This window comes from Glycomyces sp. NRRL B-16210 (assembly GCF_000719515.1).
Lineage (GTDB): Bacteria > Actinomycetota > Actinomycetes > Mycobacteriales > Micromonosporaceae > Glycomyces.
On the sequence record NZ_JOGR01000009.1, the window covers coordinates 40,807 to 58,111 of the forward strand.

The 17,305-nt window shown below is 71.5% G+C and carries 14 protein-coding genes and 1 pseudogene; 3 read left to right on the forward strand and 12 right to left on the reverse strand.

What is annotated here, in order from left to right; genetic code table 11:
• The first annotated feature begins 79 nt into the window (after window positions 1-79).
• Window positions 80-493, forward strand: a complete 414-nt coding sequence (locus tag IF12_RS0113510) for a DUF3040 domain-containing protein (protein WP_030159077.1) — start codon at window positions 80-82, stop codon at window positions 491-493.
• A gap of 297 nt (window positions 494-790) precedes the next feature.
• On the opposite strand, the gene IF12_RS0113515 is transcribed toward IF12_RS0113510, so the two are convergent.
• Together IF12_RS0113515 and lipA are read right to left on the reverse strand one after the other, a co-directional pair.
• The gene (locus IF12_RS0113515) at window positions 791-1,486 is read right to left on the reverse strand and encodes a DUF4191 family protein (protein WP_030159079.1); all 696 of its coding nucleotides are present in this window, start codon (window positions 1,484-1,486) and stop codon (window positions 791-793) included.
• A 43-nt stretch (window positions 1,487-1,529) separates the two neighbouring features.
• Window positions 1,530-2,459, reverse strand: coding sequence for a lipoyl synthase (gene lipA, locus IF12_RS0113520; protein WP_369807726.1), 930 nt, complete (start codon window positions 2,457-2,459; stop codon window positions 1,530-1,532).
• Between the two features lie 157 nt (window positions 2,460-2,616).
• Here lipA and IF12_RS0113525 point away from each other — a divergent pair, with 157 nt between their 5' ends.
• A complete protein-coding gene (locus IF12_RS0113525; RefSeq protein ID WP_030159082.1) occupies window positions 2,617-3,462 on the forward strand; it encodes a phosphoribosylaminoimidazolesuccinocarboxamide synthase in 846 nt (281 codons plus the stop codon).
• A gap of 72 nt (window positions 3,463-3,534) precedes the next feature.
• On the opposite strand, the gene IF12_RS0113530 is transcribed toward IF12_RS0113525, so the two are convergent.
• Both IF12_RS0113530 and IF12_RS0113535 read right to left on the reverse strand, forming a co-directional pair.
• Window positions 3,535-4,701 (reverse strand): sensor histidine kinase, encoded by a 1,167-nt coding sequence (locus IF12_RS0113530; RefSeq protein WP_051704371.1) that lies wholly within the window; start codon window positions 4,699-4,701, stop codon window positions 3,535-3,537.
• A complete protein-coding gene (locus tag IF12_RS0113535; RefSeq protein ID WP_030159086.1) occupies window positions 4,698-5,351 on the reverse strand; it encodes a response regulator transcription factor in 654 nt (217 codons plus the stop codon). The genes IF12_RS0113530 and IF12_RS0113535 overlap by 4 nt, the downstream gene beginning before the upstream one ends.
• Window positions 5,352-5,635: 284 nt before the next feature.
• On the opposite strand from IF12_RS0113535, the gene asnB reads away from it, so the two are divergent.
• Window positions 5,636-7,576 carry an asparagine synthase (glutamine-hydrolyzing) gene (gene asnB, locus IF12_RS0113540; protein ID WP_051704372.1) on the forward strand — a complete coding sequence of 647 codons (1,941 nt, stop codon included), beginning with the start codon at window positions 5,636-5,638 and terminating at the stop codon, window positions 7,574-7,576.
• Between the two features lie 51 nt (window positions 7,577-7,627).
• Here asnB and IF12_RS25000 read toward each other — a convergent pair whose 3' ends face one another.
• The 8 genes and pseudogenes from IF12_RS25000 to IF12_RS0113580 form a co-directional block, all read right to left on the reverse strand.
• A complete protein-coding gene (locus tag IF12_RS25000) occupies window positions 7,628-10,237 on the reverse strand; it encodes a Dyp-type peroxidase (protein ID WP_035749076.1) in 2,610 nt (869 codons plus the stop codon).
• Between the two features lie 131 nt (window positions 10,238-10,368).
• Complete coding sequence (locus tag IF12_RS25660; protein WP_133884353.1) at window positions 10,369-10,905, reverse strand: hypothetical protein; 537 nt, start codon at window positions 10,903-10,905, stop codon at window positions 10,369-10,371.
• A 73-nt stretch (window positions 10,906-10,978) separates the two neighbouring features.
• Window positions 10,979-12,178 (reverse strand): DUF418 domain-containing protein, encoded by a 1,200-nt coding sequence (locus IF12_RS0113555; protein ID WP_030159095.1) that lies wholly within the window; start codon window positions 12,176-12,178, stop codon window positions 10,979-10,981.
• 299 nt (window positions 12,179-12,477) lie between these two features.
• Entirely contained in the window at window positions 12,478-13,695 is a 1,218-nt protein-coding gene (fabF, locus tag IF12_RS0113560; RefSeq protein ID WP_030159097.1) for a beta-ketoacyl-ACP synthase II, read from the reverse strand.
• 1 nt (window position 13,696) lies between these two features.
• The gene (locus tag IF12_RS0113565; RefSeq protein WP_030159099.1) at window positions 13,697-13,933 is read right to left on the reverse strand and encodes an acyl carrier protein; all 237 of its coding nucleotides are present in this window, start codon (window positions 13,931-13,933) and stop codon (window positions 13,697-13,699) included.
• Between the two features lie 26 nt (window positions 13,934-13,959).
• Window positions 13,960-14,913: a beta-ketoacyl-ACP synthase III gene (locus IF12_RS0113570; RefSeq protein WP_030159102.1), complete on the reverse strand. Its 954-nt coding sequence runs from the start codon at window positions 14,911-14,913 to the stop codon at window positions 13,960-13,962.
• Window positions 14,914-14,936: 23 nt separating this feature from the next.
• Window positions 14,937-15,872 (reverse strand): annotated as a pseudogene (locus IF12_RS0113575) (ACP S-malonyltransferase); the annotation flags it as partial.
• 93 nt (window positions 15,873-15,965) lie between these two features.
• The gene (locus IF12_RS0113580) at window positions 15,966-17,135 is read right to left on the reverse strand and encodes a CdaR family transcriptional regulator (protein WP_030159108.1); all 1,170 of its coding nucleotides are present in this window, start codon (window positions 17,133-17,135) and stop codon (window positions 15,966-15,968) included.
• Window positions 17,136-17,305 lie beyond the last annotated feature (170 nt).

The following is a 17,305-nucleotide window of genomic DNA, read 5'->3' on the forward strand; positions in this document are numbered from 1 at the left end:
GGGCGAAAGCCTCGTAGACTTGAATGCAAGCACTGAGGCCGCGCAGGGGCCTCGTCGAGACTAGCGCAGGAGGAGTGTCGTGCCGCTCTCCGATCACGAGCAACGGCTGTTCGAGCAAATCGAGCAGTCCTTGTCCGAAGACCCGCAGTTCGCCTCAGCTGTGCGCGCCCAAGACCCGGCCCATGTGACGCGTCGCAGGTTCATCCTCGCCGGCGTCGTCACCGTCCTCGGGATCGGCATCGTCATCGGCACCGTGATCGCCGGGGGTGACGCCGCCAAATGGGGCGCGCCCGTCGGCGCGGTGCTCATGTTCGGCGGTCTGATCCTGGGTCTGTGGGCCCAGCGGCGCGGCTCGAACGTGAAGCTCAAGGCCGTCGACGGCAAGGCGACCCGCACCACCGGCGGGAGCGCGAAGGCCCCCAAGCCCGGCGGTTTCACCTCCCGTATGGAAGAGCGGTGGCGCCGCCGCCGCGACAACGGCGACATCTTCTGATCCCGCCCCGCCCCCGATAACGAGCCTGCGACGAAACGGGCCGAGCCGAATGGCCGGCCCGTTTTCACGTGCCCCGGAATCCGCTTGCACCGCGGCTGGCTTGTGGGCAGGGGTGTGCGACTCGCGGCGGCGTTCGCCGGGCCCCCGATACGAGGGTGCCCGAGGGGTACGACAATCGACTGAGATGAAAAGCGGCCCGGCGGGAGAATTCTCCTGCCGGGCCGCTTCGTGTCTTTCGGTACTGCGTCGGTTCGGGACCGGTCCGTTCGGGGACCGCAGCGGCGGTCGCCTCGCCCGTTAGCGGCCTCGGAGCATCGCCCGGCGCGCGCCCTTGCCGGCGTTCGCGCTGGTCGGGATCGGGCCCTTGGGGATGGCCATGCCGATGCCGAGCGCGTCCAGGCGCTTGGAGACGTGGTTGGCGCCCTTGGAGTCGATGTTCTTCGGCAGCTTCGTGAGCCGCTTGCGCACCTCGGTCACCGAGAAGTCGTCGTTCGGGGTCTCGCCGACCAGGAACGTGTAGATCGGGGTCGAGCCGACCACGCGCGAGATCCGCTTCTTCTCCTGGCCGAGGAGCTTGCGGACCTTGCCGCCGCCCTCGCCGAGGAGCACCACGCCGGCCTTGCCGACCGCGCGGTGGACCATCTGCGTCTCCGACAGGGCCGCCACGCCCGGGGTCACCTGCCAGCCGCGGATGCCGTCGATGAGCGCGTACGCCGCGCCCGGCTTGCCGACGGCCTCCTTGTTCACCACCTTGCTGGTGCGCGCGTTCAGCACGATCATCGCCGCCAGGAGGGCCACGAACACGGCGCTGACGAACCACAGGAGGTTGAAATTCGCGAAGATGACCAAGGCGGTGACGATCACGAACGGCAGCAGGATCGCGGCGGCCTGGAGCGGCAGGAACCACTTGTCGCGCTTGTACGTGAACTTGATGGCCATGCCGATGGTCCTCAGGCGTGACCGGAACGTCTCTTTCTCCTGCTGCTTTGCCATGTCCTCAAGTCTAGTGTGCGATCCGCGCCGTTCAAGCCGGGGCTTATCCGCGGCCCGCGAGCTCGCCGAGACCGGCCGCGTCGCGCGCTTCGACCGCCTGTCGGTACAGGCGCCCGGCCCGGTACGAGGAGCGCACCAGCGGCCCGCTCATGACCCCGGCGAACCCGATCTCCTCGGCCTCGGCCGAGAGCTCGACGAACTCCTCGGGCTTGACCCACCGGTCCACCGGGTGGTGGCGCTTGGTCGGGCGCAGGTACTGCGTGATGGTGATCAGCTCGCAGCCGGCCGTGTGGAGGTCCCGCAGGGCCTGGGAGATCTCCTCGCGGGTCTCGCCCATGCCGAGGATGAGGTTCGACTTGGTGACCAGGCCGTCCTCGCGGGCCTTGGTGATCACCTCGAGCGAGCGCTCGTAGCGGAACGCCGGGCGGATGCGCTTGAAGATCCGCGGCACCGTCTCGACGTTGTGCGCGAGCACCTCGGGGCGCGAGGCGAACACCTCGGCGAGCTGCTCGGGCACGGCGTTGAAGTCGGGGATGAGCAGCTCGACGCCGCAGCCGGGCACGGCCGCGTGGATCTGGCGGACGGTCTCGGCGTAGAGCCAGGCCCCGCCGTCGTCGAGGTCGTCGCGGGCGACGCCGGTGATCGTGGCGTACTTCAGGCCCATCGTCTGGACCGACTCGGCCACGCGGCGCGGCTCGTCGCGGTCGAGCGCGTCGGGCTTGCCGGTGTCGATCTGGCAGAAGTCGCACCTGCGGGTGCACTGCGAGCCGCCGATGAGGAACGTCGCCTCGCGGTCCTCCCAGCACTCGTAGATGTTGGGGCACCCGGCTTCTTGGCAGACCGTGTGCAGTCCCTCGCTCTTGACGAGGCCCCGCAGTTCGGTGTACTCCGGGCCGGTCTTGGCCTTGACCTTGATCCAGGAGGGTTTCTTCTCGATCGGGGTCTGGGCGTTGCGCACTTCGAGGCGCAGCATCCGGCGTCCTTCAGGCTGTACGGAAGTCACGGGCCCAGCCTACGCCGCGGCGGGGCCGGACGGCAGGTGTCGCTGGGCACAGCCGCGCCGCGGATGAAACGTAGGATGACGTGCCCGCTGGTCTAATTGGGCACCGGCCGCGAACAGGGGAGCAGCAGTGGAACTCATGCACCAGGGCAAGGTCCGCGACGTCTACGCCGACGGCGGGGACCTGGTCCTCGTCGCCTCCGACCGCGTCAGCGTCTTCGACGTCGTCCTGCCCACCCCGATCCCCGACAAGGGCGCCCTCCTCACCGCCCTGAGCCTGTGGTGGTTCGACCAGCTCGCCGACCTCGTCCCCAACCACGTCGTCTCGGCCGAGGACGTCCCCGCCGAGTTCGCCGGGCGCGCCGTGCGCGTCAAGCGCCTCGACATGCTCCCGGTCGAGGCGGTCGTGCGCGGCTACCTCACCGGCTCCGGCCTCGCCGACTACGACGCCACCGGCGCCGTCTGCGGCATCGCGCTCCCCGAGGGCCTCGTGGACGGCTCGCGCCTGCCCGAGCCGATCTTCACCCCCACCACCAAGGCCGCCGTCGGCGACCACGACGAGCCCATCGACTTCGCCCAGGTCGCCGCGACCATCGGCGCCGACCTCGCCGAACGCGTCCGCGACCGCACCCTGGCCGTCTACGCCCGCGGCGGCGAGATCGCCCTCGGAAAGGGCATCATCATCGCCGACACCAAACTCGAGTTCGGCCTCGACGCCGACGGCACGCTCTGCCTCGCCGACGAGGTCCTCACCTCCGACTCCTCGCGCTTCTGGGACGCCGAGGCCTGGAAGCCCGGCCAGACCCAGCCCTCCTTCGACAAGCAGTTCGTCCGCGACTGGGCCAAGTCCACCGGCTGGCGCCCCACCGACGCCGACGCCGCCGCGGCGGCCCCCGAGATCCCCGAAGCGATCGTCGCCGCCACCCGCGAGCGCTACATCGAGGCGTACGAACTCCTCACCGGCCGCCGCTGGTAAGCGACGCACCGGGGGAGCACCGGCCAGGACCCCCACTGCGCACCGGACCGTGCTGCACGAAACCGCGCCGCCTCACCGCTCCGCGACCCTCGGCACCCACATCCGGACCTCCCAGCCGCCCTCCGGGGTCGGCCCCGCCGCGAACGTCCCCCCGAGCAACTCCGCCCGCTGCCGCAGCCCCAGCAGCCCGTGCCGCGAACCCGGCAGCTCCAGCACCGGCCGCGAACCCGGCGCGTTCCGCACGCTGACGTGCGCCCCGCCGCCGCGCTGCGCCACCGCCACGGTCACCGCCGCGCCCGGAGCGTGCTTGCGCGCGTTCGTCAACGCCTCCTGCACCGTCCGGTAGATCGCCCGCTGGCACGCCGGATCGAGCCCGACGATCCGCTCGACCCGCAGCTCCGCCTCGATCCCGCTGCCGTCCACGAGCGCGTCCAACTCCTCCAGCGTCGGCTGCGGCGTCAACTCGGTCGCCCGCGTGCCCGAGGCCCGCAGCACCTGCACCATGTGCCGCAACTCCTCGAGCGTCGTCACGCTCAATCGCCGGATCATCGCCGCGCCCTTGCGGGCCTCCTCGTCGCGCGCCTGCACCTGCATCGCACCGGCCTGCACCGCGATGAGGCTCACCTGGTGCGAGACCACGTCGTGCATCTCCCGCGCCAACTGCGCCCGCTCGGCCGCCAGCGCCTGCTGCGTCAGCAGCAACTGCTCGTGCTCGCGCGCCTCCTCGATCTCCGTGAGCCGATCGGCCAGCGACCGCCGGTTGTGCTGCATGTGCCCCAGGATCGCCGGCACCGCCGCCAGCACCACGTAGTACAGCTGGCTGCGCAGCGGGATGTCCCCGGTGAACGCCCAGGCGAGCGCGTCCGCGGGTGAGAACACGATCTGCTCGTGGATGATCGCCGCCAGCACCGAGGTGTTCCACGCCAGGAACGCCGCCGAGAGCACGCCCGCGGCGACCAGCGCGTCCCAGGGGCGCTTCGCCCGGTCCGCGACGCAGTACACCGCGAACATCGAGGCGACCTTCTCGCCCACCAGGGCCGCCGCCGGCAGCGTCACCAGCAGCACCGGGAACGGGAAGCGCCTGCGGAACACCAGCGCCGCGACCCCCAGGACCGCGAACGAGGCCGCCGGCTGGTTGTCCCACGCCAGCACCAGCCACAGGTGCACGCCCGCCACCGCCAGCACCGCGATGTCGAACACCCACTGCGGCAACCGGATCCAGCGGCCGAAGAGTCTCACCGGCCCTCCGGTTTGATCAGCCCCGCGTCGTGCGCCGCCAGCGCCGCCTGCACCCGGTTCGACACCTGGAGCTTCGTCAGGATCGAGCTCACGTGGTCCTTGACGGTGCCCAGGCCCAGGAACAGCTCCGCGGAGATCTCCCCGTTCGCCTTCCCCTCCGCCAGCAGCAGGAGGATCTCGCGCTCGCGCTCGGTGAGCCGCTCGATCCGCGGGTTCGGCCGGTTCTCGGTCGAGCGCTGGAGGTATCCGGCCACGACCGCCCGCGTCACCTTCGCCGACAGCACCGCCCCCTCGGTGACCAGCGCCCGCACCTGGTAGGCCAGGTGCTCCGGTTCGGTGTCCTTCAGCAGGAAGCCCGCCGCGCCCAGCCGGAGCGCCGCGTCCACGTACTCGTCGGTGTCGAAGGTCGTCAGCACCGCCGTCACCGGCGGGTGCGAGAGGTTCTTGAGCCGCTTGAGCACCGTCAGGCCGTCCACGTCGGGCATCCGGATGTCCAGCAGCACCACGTCGGGCCGCAGCGCCAGGACCCGGTCCATCGCGTCCGCACCCGAGACCGCGTCCACCACCTCGATGTCCTCGGCGGCGCTGAGGATATGGGTGAAACCCGACCGGATGAGGGCTTCGTCGTCGACGATCAGCACTCGGATCACGTGGACCTCCCTGTGTGGCCTATTCGTGTTATGACGGCTCATCATGCCCGCCCGCCCTCGACCCCCCGATCGGGGGGTGTACAGCGGGCCGATGGTCGGGTACGCGAACCCGACCTTCGACGGGCCGATTCGGGACCTTCGACCGTCTCGGGGGGTGTCCATCGGACCTTTTAGGAGAGGGACCTCCACCGGACCGGTTCCGGCACTTCGAGGGAGGTGCGCCACGCCCGCCGCGGCGAGTCTTGTACTCCCACCCGAATCACCTTCCATTCCCTGGAGGCACCATGTGCGGCTTCGCAGTCCGCGCCGCGGCCCACACCGCGGCCGACGCCGAGCGGTTCGCCGCGGCCCTGGCACTCCTGGCCCACCGCGGCCCCGACGAGAGCGCCGTGGTCAGCGCCGGCGAGCGGGTCCTCATGGGCTTCCAGCGACTCGCGATCATCGACCGCGAAGGCTCCCACCAGCCGATGCGCCGCGGCGACGAGACCGACTCCGAGCGGTACACGATCGTCTTCAACGGCGAGATCTACAACTACCTCGAACTGCGCGACGAACTCGTGCGCGTCCACGGCGAGACCTTCGCCACCCGCGGCGACACCGAGGTCCTCCTCGCGGCCTACCGCCACTGGGGCCCCGACCTGCTCCACCGCCTCCGCGGCATGTTCGCGTTCGTCGTCTACGACAAGGCCGCCGATCTCCTCTTCGCCGCCCGCGATCCCTTCGGGATCAAGCCGCTCTACTGGACCAGCTTCGACGGCGCCACCTGGCTCGCCAGCGAGAAGAAGGCCCTCCCCGGCCTCGCCCACCCCGACTTCGTCGACCCCGATCAGGTCGCCCACTACGCGACCTTCCAGTACGCGCCCGAGCCGGCCACGCTCCACCGCCACGTGCACCGCCTCGAGGCCGGGCACTTCGCGATGTTCCGGCCCGGCGCCGAACCGCACCCGCAGCGCTACTTCGAACCGATGTTCCGGCCCCGGCCCGCCTCGGACGCCGACCGGCTCGCGGCCGAGATCCGCGAGGCCCTGCGCGACTCCGTGCGCGCCCACATGCAGGCGGACGTGCCTGTGGGCGCGCTGCTGTCCAGCGGCATCGACTCCACGGCGATCGTCGCGCTGGCCCGCGAGGTCGACCCCGGGATCTTGACGTTCACCGCGCAGTTCACCGACCCGGCCCTCTACGACGAGCTGGAGGTGGCCGCCGCCTCCGCGGCCGCGCTCGGGGTGCGCTCGATCCCCGCGCCGGTGTCGGTCGAGGACGTCATGGCCGAGCTGCCGACGATCGTGTGGCACCTGGACGACCCGGTGGCCGACCCTGCCTTGGTGCCGCTCTACTTCGTGGCGAAGAAGGCCGCCGAGCACGTCACCGTCGCTCTCGGCGGCGAGGGCGCCGACGAGCTGTTCGGCGGCTACCGGATCTACCGCGAGCCGCGTTCGCTGCGGCGCATCGAATCGCTGCCGGGTTCGGCGAAGCACCTGATCCGCCGGGCGTCGGCGATCCTCCCCGAGGGCGTCAAGGGCAAGAGCTTCCTCGAACGGGGCACCGCCGAGCTCGAGGAGCGGTTCGTCGGCAACGCGAAGATCTTCACCGGTGAGGCTAAGCGCCGCCTGCTGCACCGCGAGGTCTCCTCCTTCAGGGACGTGACCGACCCGATCTGGGAGACCTCGGCGCACCTGGACCCGACCACGCGGATGCAGCACCTGGACCTGCGCACCTGGATGCGCGGGGACATCCTCGTCAAGGCCGACCGGATGTCCATGGCGCACAGCCTGGAGCTGCGGGTGCCGTTCCTGGACCGCGCGGTGTGGGAGGTCGCCTCGCGCGTCCCGGTCGAGCACCGGCTCCAGGGCGCGCAGACGAAGACCGCGCTGCGCCGGGCCGTCGCGAACCTGGTGCCGCCGTCGATCGTCGAGCGGCCCAAGCTCGGTTTCCCGACCCCGCACCGGCAGTGGCTTGCCGGGGCCATGTTCGAGTGGGCCGACCACGTCATGGCGACCAGCGGCTGCGGGCACCTGGTCGACCTGGAGTACGCGCGCGGCCTCCTGCGCACCCACCGCGCCGGGGAGGCCGACCACGCCCGCAAGGTGTGGGCGGTCATGGTCTTCTGCCTCTGGTACGCCCAGCTCGACCGGCCGCCGGTCGGCGCCGGACGGGCCCGCGCGCCGCGGACGGCGGAGGCGACGGTGGACCTGGGCTCCCAGGACCTCACCGGCGCCGCCGCCTGACCGGCCGGGCTCGCGAGCGGCTCTGGGGTGCCGCTCGCGAGCCCGCTCGCCTCAGAAGAGCCCTTCGCCGACGAACCCGCCCTCGGGCGCGCCCGGAGGGACCGCGAACACGGCGCTCCCCTCGGCGACGATGAACTCCGTCAACCGGTCCGAGGCCGCCATCTGCTCCTGCGCGTCCACGAACACCTGCGGATCGGCCTGGAAGGACACGAACAGCAGTCCCGCGTCGTACGGGTGCTCGGCGTGCATGTGCCCGTCGAGGTGCCCGTCCGTCGCCGCGTCCGAGCTGACCTCGGCCTGCGTCAGGAACCCGTAGTCGTAGTTGCATCCGCGCCGGACCATCGCCGCGTCGTGCACCACCGCGATGTGCGAGTCCGCCGGGACCGCGGCCAGACCCGAGGCGTCCTTCGCCGTGAAGTCCGGGTGGTCGAACTCGCCGCCGCCGCTCAGCGGCACGCCCGAGTCCCGCTCCCGGCCGAAGGTGAGGTTCTGGTCCTCGGCGGAGAGCATCGACCAGTCCGGCAGCCGCATCCGGATCTTGCGGAACACCAGGTACGTGCCGCCTTCGAACCAGTCCGGCTCCGCGTCGCGGGCCCACACGCGCTCGTCGAACTCGGCCGAGCCGGCCTCGGGGTTCGCGCTGCCGTCCTTGAAGCCCATGAGGTTCCGCGGCGTCCCGCCGTCCGGCGTCGAGGAGAACCCGTGCTGCATCCACAGGAGCGAGGCCCGACCGACCGCGCGCTTGCGCAGCTCCAGGAACGCGTTGCTCACCACCTGCCGGTCGTCCCCGCAGATCTGGAGCAGCAGGTCCCCGCCCGACCAGGCCGGGTGCAGCCGGTCCCCGTCGAACTCCGGCAGCTCCACGAGCTTCGACGGCCGCGCCGCCTCCAGACCCGCCTTGCCGAACGCCTCCGGGCCGATCCCCATCGTCACCGTCAGCCGCGCCGGAGCGAGCCCGGCCGCGACCGCCTCGGCGTCGAACTGCTCGTCCGAGTCGAACCGGAACTTCGGCACCGCCGCGCCCGAGATCAGCGCCGCGGCCACTGCCGACCAGTCCTCAAGCAGCGCTTGCAGGTTCGCGGCCACCGCCGCGGCGTCCAGCTCGGCACCCGACGCCAGATCAGAAGAAGCGAGGTCGAACGCGGCGAACAGCGCATGGCCCTGCATCGGCGTGGCGATCCCGGCCTGCCGCTCCCCGTAGAACGGCTCCGCATCGGCGCCCTCGGCCGCTCCGGCCCCGCCTTCACTCCGCGAACCCGAGGCGATCGCCATCCCGACCCCGGCGCCGACGGCGGCCGAGACCGTCGCGGTCGCGAGGGCTGTGCGCCGCGACATCGTCGCTCCAATGGAATCCTCCGGACCGGAGTCCTTCCTGAACCGCTGCCGCAGTCCCAGCAGCACGTCGACGGCTGCGAACGCGGCCAACGAGATCCCCAGCAGCGGGAAGAACCACCCGACGCCCGCGGCCGCGGCGACCACCGCCGCGACGGCCGGCCACGGCAGCTTCCGCAGCGACCCGCGCGGGTAGGCGCGGCCGACCAGGCCGCCCTTCGGGCGGCGCTGCCACCACATCCGGTAGCCCCACACGATCATGAGCACCAGGGCGATCATCGCCGCCGCCAGGACCAACTGGTTCGCCAGGCCGAACAGCAGGCCCATGTGCGCGGCGATGAACACGTTCGTCACCTGCGCCATGAACGGCCAGTCGGCGAACCGCAGCTCCTCGGTCACCTCCGGCGCGCCGGAGGCCGTGTCGACCACGAGCTGGTCCTGCTCCACCGGGAACGACCGGTCGGTCTCGGTCACCAGATACTGCGTGCCCTCCCCGGTCGGCAGCGTGATCTGGAGCTGCCCGCGCAGCCCGGCGTCCAGCGCCGTGTCGTGGACCCCGTCGAGCAGCGTCACCGCGAACACCGACGATCCCGAAGCGCCCGAATGGTCGTGCGCGGCATGGTCGCCCGCACCGCCGACATCGGTCGCAAGCGAGGGGGTGCTCCAGTCGAGCGCCGCCCGCAGCTCCGAGACGTGCTCCCCGGCGTAGCGCGACCAGGTCAGGCCCGTGGCCGACAGGAACAGCAGGACCGCGACCAGCCACAGGCCGACCGGGCCGTGCCACGCGAGCGTCCGCGACCGGCCCGAGCCCTCCGGCCGGGGCCGAAGCAGCCCCTTGCGTCGGCGCGAGACCCACAGGACCAGGCCGCCGAGCGCCACGACCCACAGCCAACTGGCCGCGAGTTCGCTGTAGAGGCGGCCGGGCTCGCCGAGGTGGAGGTTGCGGTGGAGCGTCGAGACCCACTCGCGCACCGGCCCGGCCTTCGAGGAGCCGTACGTGGTCGACTCCCCGAGGATCTCGCCGCTGTAGGGGTTCACGTAGACCACGGCGACCGCGCCGGAATCGCGGACGACCCCGTCGTCCACGAGCACCTCGGTCGAGGCGTCGGCCTCGGAGGCGGGCCGCACCGCGGTCACGGCCCAGTCGGGATGGGCTTGGGCGACCGCGCCGACCTGGCGGGCGAGCGTCAACGGCTCGCCCTCGGCCTCGACGGTCTTGAGATCGGCGTACAGCGCGTCCTCGACGGGGTACGAGAGCGCGTAGGCCAGCCCGGTCAAAGCCGAGACCAGCAGGAATGGGGCGATGAGAATGCCTGCGTAGAAATGCATGCGAAGCAGCGGCCGCTTCAGGGCAGCCGGAATCGAAGGTCGTGTGGACATGGCTCGCTTTCTGAGCAGCCCGGGGACGCACCGGTCCCCGGGCAGGGGTCAGCGCCTGAAGCGCTGGGGGACGAAAGGACTCAGGAGAAAGCGAGCCGCGGCGGGCCGCGGCGCGAGATGGCGGTGCGCACCGCCGCGAGCGGACGCGGCACCCGCGTCCGGGGGAGGAGCCGGCGGGGTCGGACCGCGATGCGGGCGTTGACGCCCAGGACCCGGACGACCCGGGCGAAGAACAGGGTGAGCAGTTCGAGCAGGGCCGCGAGCGCGGCGTCGCCGCGCGCCAGCCACGAGGCCTGCGCGAAGGCCGCGGCGATGTGGACCAGCCACATGCTCCACCCCGCGCCGTGCGCGTGGGTCGCGGCCTGCGCGCCCGCCTCGAAGAACTCGTGCAGGCCCCACTGGGCCGCGAGGCACAGCGGCGCGAGCGTGAGGAACCCCCGCTGGCGCCCGCCGGCCGCATAGGCGGCGGCGAAGACGAGCCCGACCGCGGCGGCGAACTGGGGCGGGCCGGGCGCGTGCCCGCCGCTCCACAGATGCAGCAGGAGCGAGGCGGTCACCGCGACGACGGCGAACACGGCGGCCCGCAGCAGTCGGAACGGCATCTGCCTCAATTGCACGCGCGTATTGTGTCACGGCCGCGGACGGCCGGACGCCCCCGAGTCGGCGATCCGACCCGGGGGCGTCCGCCGACTACGACCGCTTGGGGCCGTACGTGAGCCGCCGCAGCACGACCTCGAACGGGCCGCGTTTGCCGGCCTTGTCGAGGCCGACCGTGATGAACACGGTGACCAGCCAGGTCCCGAACGCGACGCCGAAGGCCGCCAGGTAGCCCATGCCCTCGCCCAGGCCCAGGCCCCAGGCGGCGAGCAGCGGGGCCATGATGATCGACTGGAGCAGGTAGCTCGTGAGCGACCGCTCGCCGACCGCCGCGAGGGCGCCCGGCACGCCGCGGCGGCCGAAGTCGCGCAGCCGGTGCGCGAGGAGCGCGAACCCGCAGATGTAGCCGAGCCCGGCGTACGCGCCGCCGAGGAGCGTCAGGGCCGTCGCCGCGACCCACAGCGGCTTGGACGGCTCCCAGGCGCCGAGCGCGATGAGCGCCACCGGAAGCGCGCTGAGGACGTTCACGACCATGCCGGTGACGAACACCTTCTTGAGCTGCGGCAGGTGGTCCTCGGGGTGGTCGATCCAGCCCGAGCGCTGGAGCATCATGCCGGCGGCCACGAGCGGGAGGAACATGGCCAGCAGGACGCCCACCAAGATCACGGTGATTGAAGCGAGCGAGCCGGTGAGCAGCTGCTGCACGTAAGCCGGGAGCCCGACGAAGGCCGGCGGGGCGCTGTTCTCGGTGAAGGTGAACGCGAGGATCGGCAGTCCGATGAGGACGAAGTAGGCGCCCGAGCCCCAGATCCAGCGTTTGAGCGCCTTGTCGGAGAGGTGCACGAAGAACAGCGCGATCAGGCCGGTGGCGCCGTAGGGCGCGAGGATGTCGCCGAAGAACAGGAGCGTGGCGTGGACGAAGCCGAAGGCGATGAGCCACCAGGAGCGGCGGCGCAGGACCTTGCGGACGCCTTTGGCGTCGAGGCCGCGCGCGAACATGCGCGAGGCCATGACCGCGATCCCGAAGCCGTAGAGGATCGCGAACATCGGGCGGGAGCGGTCGGCGACGACGAGCTGCTCGATGAACAGCGCGACGTGGTCGGCGGTCGACTGGCCGGTGTTGTGGTTGTACTGGTCGAGTCCCATGCCCCACAAGTGGATCGGGACGTTGGCGAGCGCGATGAACAGGAGCATCCCGCCGCGGGCGATGTCGGGGGCGAGCGAGCGTTCGGCCTTGCTGATCGATGCCGGCGGGCCGGGCGGGCCCGCTTCGACTTGGGGGGCGTAAGTCACGACGGACTCCTCTGAGGTCGCGGACGGGCGTTCTGGTTTCCGCAGTCAGTTTAAGGAATCCGCGCCCCGCGCACGGTCATGCCGGCCTCCTCGCGGAGGGCACGCGGGCGTCGCCACACCCGCTGAAGTGAGGAATCCTTCCAGATATGAGATGTCACACCCCAGAGCGTTTTCGAACCGCGAACCGTCACGGGTCCCTCTCGCGAACGCCCAGGGCACTCCCACCCGTGGACGCCGAAGGGCCCCACCGCGAAGCGGTGGGGCCCTGACGTTCGCCTACGCCTCGGCGTCGAGTTGGACTACGCCTTGGTGAACAGGAGCGCCGCGTTGTGGCCGCCGAAGCCGAAGGCCGTGTTCATCGCCGCGCCGAGGTCGACCTTGCGGGCCTCGTTCGCCGCCACGTCGAGCTCGAGCAGCGGGTCGGGGTCGTCCAGGTTGATCGTCGGCGGGATGATCCCGTCCACGATCGCCATGATCGACGCGATCGACTCGACCGCGCCCGCGCCGCCGAGCAGGTGCCCGGTCATCGACTTGGTGGCCGTGAGGACCACCGAGTCGCCCAGGACCCGCTTGATGCCCCTGGTCTCGGGGATGTCCCCGGTGGGCGTCGACGTCGCGTGCGCGTTGACGTGACCGACCTCGGAGGCGTCGAGTCCGGCCTGCCGCAGCGCCAGCTCCATCGCGCGTCCGCCGCCGGCGCACTCGGGATGGGGCTGGACGATGTCGTACCCGTCGGAGGTCAGGCCCGCGCCCGCCACGACCGCGTAGATCCGCGCCCCGCGCGCCTCGGCGTGGTCGCGGCGCTCCAGCACGAGCGAACCGCCGCCCTCGCCCATGACGAAGCCGTCGCGGTCGGTGTCCCAGGGCCGCGAGGCCCGGGTCGGGTCGTCGTTGCGGGTGGACAGGGCCTTCATCGACGCGAAGCCGGCGATCGGCAGCGGCGCGATGACCGCCTCCGCCCCACCGGTGATGACGACGTCGGCCCGGCCCGCGCGGATCATGTCCACGCCCCAGGAGATCGCCTCGGCCGACGTGGCGCACGCGCTGGTGGGGGCGTGCACGCCGGCCTGGGCGCCGAACTCCAGGCCGACCACGGCCGCCGGGCCGTTGGGCATGAGCATCGGCACGGTGAACGGGGAGACGTAGCGGGCGCCCTTCTCCTCCAGGATGTCGTCCTGGTCGAGCAGGGTGGTGGCGCCGCCGATGCCCGAGCCGAACACCACGCCGAGTCGTTCCTTGTCGAGGTCGTCGCTCAACCCCGCGTCGTCCCACGCCTGCTTCGCGGCGATGATCGCGATCTGCTCGGAACGGTCGAGGCGCCGCAGCCGAACCCGGGGCAGCACCTCGGAGGGTTCGACGGCGAGCCGGGCGGCGATGCGCACCGGGAGCTGCTCGGCCCAGGGCTGGGTGAGCGCGGCGACTCCGGACCTTCCCGCGGTGAGTGATTCCCAGGTCGACGCCACGTCCCCGCCGAGGGGCGTGGTCGCGCCGAGCCCGGTCACGACTACCTCAGTCACATTAACCCTTCTCGATGTAGGAGACGGCGTCGCCGACGGTCTTCAGGTTGGCGACCTCGTCATCGGGGATCTTGACGCCGAACTTCTCTTCGGCGGCGACGACGACCTCGACCATGGCGAGCGAGTCGACGTCCAGGTCGTCGGTGAACGACTTGCCGTCGGCGACATCGTCGGGGTTGACGCCCGCGACCTCTTCGAGAATGTCGGACAGGCCTTCGCGGATCTCGTCACGAGACAGAGCCATGATGTATTTCCTCTCGATAATTACGGGCAGCGGATGACTTGCCCGGCGTAGGTGAGACCGCCGCCGAATCCGAACAGGAGGATCGGAGCGCCGGAGGCCACCTTGCCACTTTGTACCAACTTCGACAGCGCCAGCGGCACCGATGCCGCCGACGTGTTGCCGGAGTAGACGATGTCCTCGGCGACGACGCAGTCCTCGCTGAAGTCGAGTCGCTTGGCGATGCCCTGGATGATCCGCAGGTTCGCCTGGTGCGGCACGAAGGCCGCCAGCTCCGAGATCTTCACGTCGGCCCGCTCGGCGACCTTCTCGATGAGCGGGGCCAGCTGGGTGGTCGCCCAGCGGAAGACGGTCTGGCCGGCCTGCTTGATGTAGGGGACGTCCTCCTCGATGCGGATGACGTCGGCCATCGAGGGCTCCGAGCCCCACACGACCGGGCTGATCGCGGCCTTCGGGTCGTCGGTGCCCTCCACGACCACCGCGCCCGCGCCGTCGCCGAACAGGACGCACGAGGTGCGGTCCTCCCAGTCGGTCACGGCGGTGAGCTTCTCGGCGCCGACGACGATGGCGCGCTTGGCGCCTCCGGTGCGGATGGCCATGTCGGCCTGGGCGAGGGCGTACTCGAAGCCCGAGCAGGCGGTGTTGACGTCCATGGCCGCGGGGTGCTCGATCCCGAGCGCCTCGGCGACCCGGCAGGCGGTGTTGGGACACACGTCCTTGGCCGAGACGGTGGCGACGATGACCATGTCGATGTCGCCGGGTCCGTAGCCGGAGTGCTCCAGGGCCTGGCGGGCGGCGTGGACGGCCATGTCGGCCACCTTCTCGTCGTCCGCGGCGATGCGCCGCTCCTTGATGCCGACACGGGAGACGATCCACTCGTCGTTGGTGTCGACGATCTTGGCGAGGTCGTCGTTGGTGAGCACCTTCTCCGGCTGGTAGTGCCCCACGCTGACGACGCGCGATCCGTTGACGCTCACTCGACTCCTTCGTTCGCCGCGCCGCCGTCGGCGGCGCTGTCGTTGAGCACCGGGTCGGCGGCGGCCGCCAGGTCCTCGGGGGTGTTGACGTTGACGCGCTCGACGCCCTTGAGCGCCCGCTTGGCCAACCCGGTGAGCGTCCCCGCAGGCGGGAGCTCCACGACCGCCGTGACGCCCAGGTCTCCAAGCGTACTCATGCACGCGTCCCACCGGACCGGTGAGGTGACCTGGGCCACCAGTTGCCGCAATGCGGCCTTGCCACTGGGCACGGGCCTCCCGTCCCGGTTGGAAAGGAGGATACGGGTCGGGTCGGCGACGGCGATGTCGGCCGCCACCGCTTCGAGCGCCTCCTGCGCGGGGGCCATGTGCGGGGTGTGGAAGGCCCCGGCGACCTTGAGCGGGATGATCCGGGCCCGCGCGGGCGCGTCCCCGGTGAGCTTCTCGATGGCCGCCACCGGTCCGGCGGCGACGATCTGGCCCGCGCCGTTGCGGTTCGCCGGCCACGCGCCGGCGGCCTCGATCGCGGCGAGGACCTCTTCCTCGACGCCGCCGAGGACCGCGGCCATCGTGGTCGGCTCGATGTCGCACGCGGCGGCCATCTCGCGTCCGCGAACGGCGGCGAGGCGCACGGCCGCTTCGGGGCTGAGGACCCCGGCGATCGCGAGCGCGGTGAGTTCACCGACCGAGTGCCCGGCCACCACGAGGTCGGCCGCGGCGAGCGCGCTCCCCTCGGTCAGCAGCCGCTCGGCGGCGAGCAGCCCGGCGGCCACCAGCAGCGGCTGCGTGTTGGCGGTGTCGGTGATCTCGTCCTGGCCGGCCTCGGTGCCGAGGCGGACCAGGTCGAGACCGATGAGGTCGGACCACTCGCGCAGGCGCGCGGCGGCGGCGGGGTCTTCGATCCACGGCGTCAGGAACCCGGGCTTCTGGGAGCCCTGCCCGGGAGCGAGAATGGCAAGCACATTACGACTTTCGCATCGGCAGCATGGGATACGGGAGCAGTCAGAGGACTGAAAGCCCGTTCGGTTCTTGTAGGAAATCTACAACACTCGTTGTCAACTGCGAGAACGCCGGGTGACCGGGGAGTTCTCCAGGCGTCCTATGGTCAACCCCACACGGAGGACGAAGGCCTCATGGGGATCGGTGGGGGAGAAACCGGTCACCTCTTGGATGCGTCGCAGCCGGTACCGGACCGTGTTGGGGTGGACGTACAACTCCCGGGCGGTGCCCTCCAGGACGCCGCCGGAGGCGATGAACGCGTCCATGGTCTCCAGCAGCTCGCCGCCGGCCCGGCGCAGCGTCAGGAACACGCCCTCGCGCAGGCCCTGGCGGGCCGCCTCGTCCCCGGCGATCGCCCGCTCCGGCAGCAGTTGGGTCGCCGTGGTCGGCCGGGGCGCGTCGGGCCACGCGGGGGCGGCCCGGTGCCCGGCCACGGCCGCCAGCGCCGAGGAGGAGGCCTCGGCGAGGCCGGTCACGGTGGGGCCCACGACGATCGGGCCGTCGCCGAACTGCCCGGTGAGCTTCTCGACGATCTCGACCGGTTCCTTGACGCCGCCGAGGAGCAGCACGAGGCGGGCGCCGTGGACGCCCGCGAGGATGTCGAGCCCGAGCCGCCGGGCGGCCCGCTGCACCGAGTGGAGCACGAGCGTCGCCTCGCCGCCGGGCGTGTTGCCGCACACGACGGTGATCGTCTGGGTCTCCGACCACCCGAGGGCGGCGGCGCGGCTGATGAGCTCGTCGGAGTTGTCCCCGCGCAGGAGCGCGTCGACGAGCATGGCCTGGAGCCGCGCGTCCCAGGCGCCGCGGGTCTCGGCGGCGCGGGCGTAGACGCGGGCGGCGGCGAAGGCGATCTCGCGGCTGAAGCGCAGCACCGATTCGCGCAGCTGGTCCACTTCGCCGTCGGCGGCGAGCTGGGGCACCTGCTCCTCGACGACGTCGATGACGACCTGGATGAGGGCGACGGTGTGCTGGAGGCTGATCGCGCGGGCCAGTTCGACCGGGGCGGCCTCGAAGACCATGTCGGAGGAGCCGAGGTCGTCCCCCGAGTGGCGCAGCCATTCGACGAACTGCCGAACGCCGGCCTGCGCCACCAGGGTCACCATCGAGCGCTGCTCGGCGGGGAGGTCGCGGAACCAGGTGAGGCGTTCGTCCATCCGGGTGAGCGACTGGGTCGTCAGCGCCGACGTGGAGCGTTCGATGTTCTGAATGGTCGTGGCCAGGTCCATGCCCTATAGCCTGCCAGACGTGGCCCGAGCCGCGCACCGACGTCGGTCGGAACAGCCCCTGCGCCACTGCGGGGCCCGCCGGACGTGGCGCGCGCCGCGCGCCGGCGTCGGACGGAATAGCCCGGTCGCCACTACTGTTGCGCGAAAGAGCACCACGAAAGCCACGACAG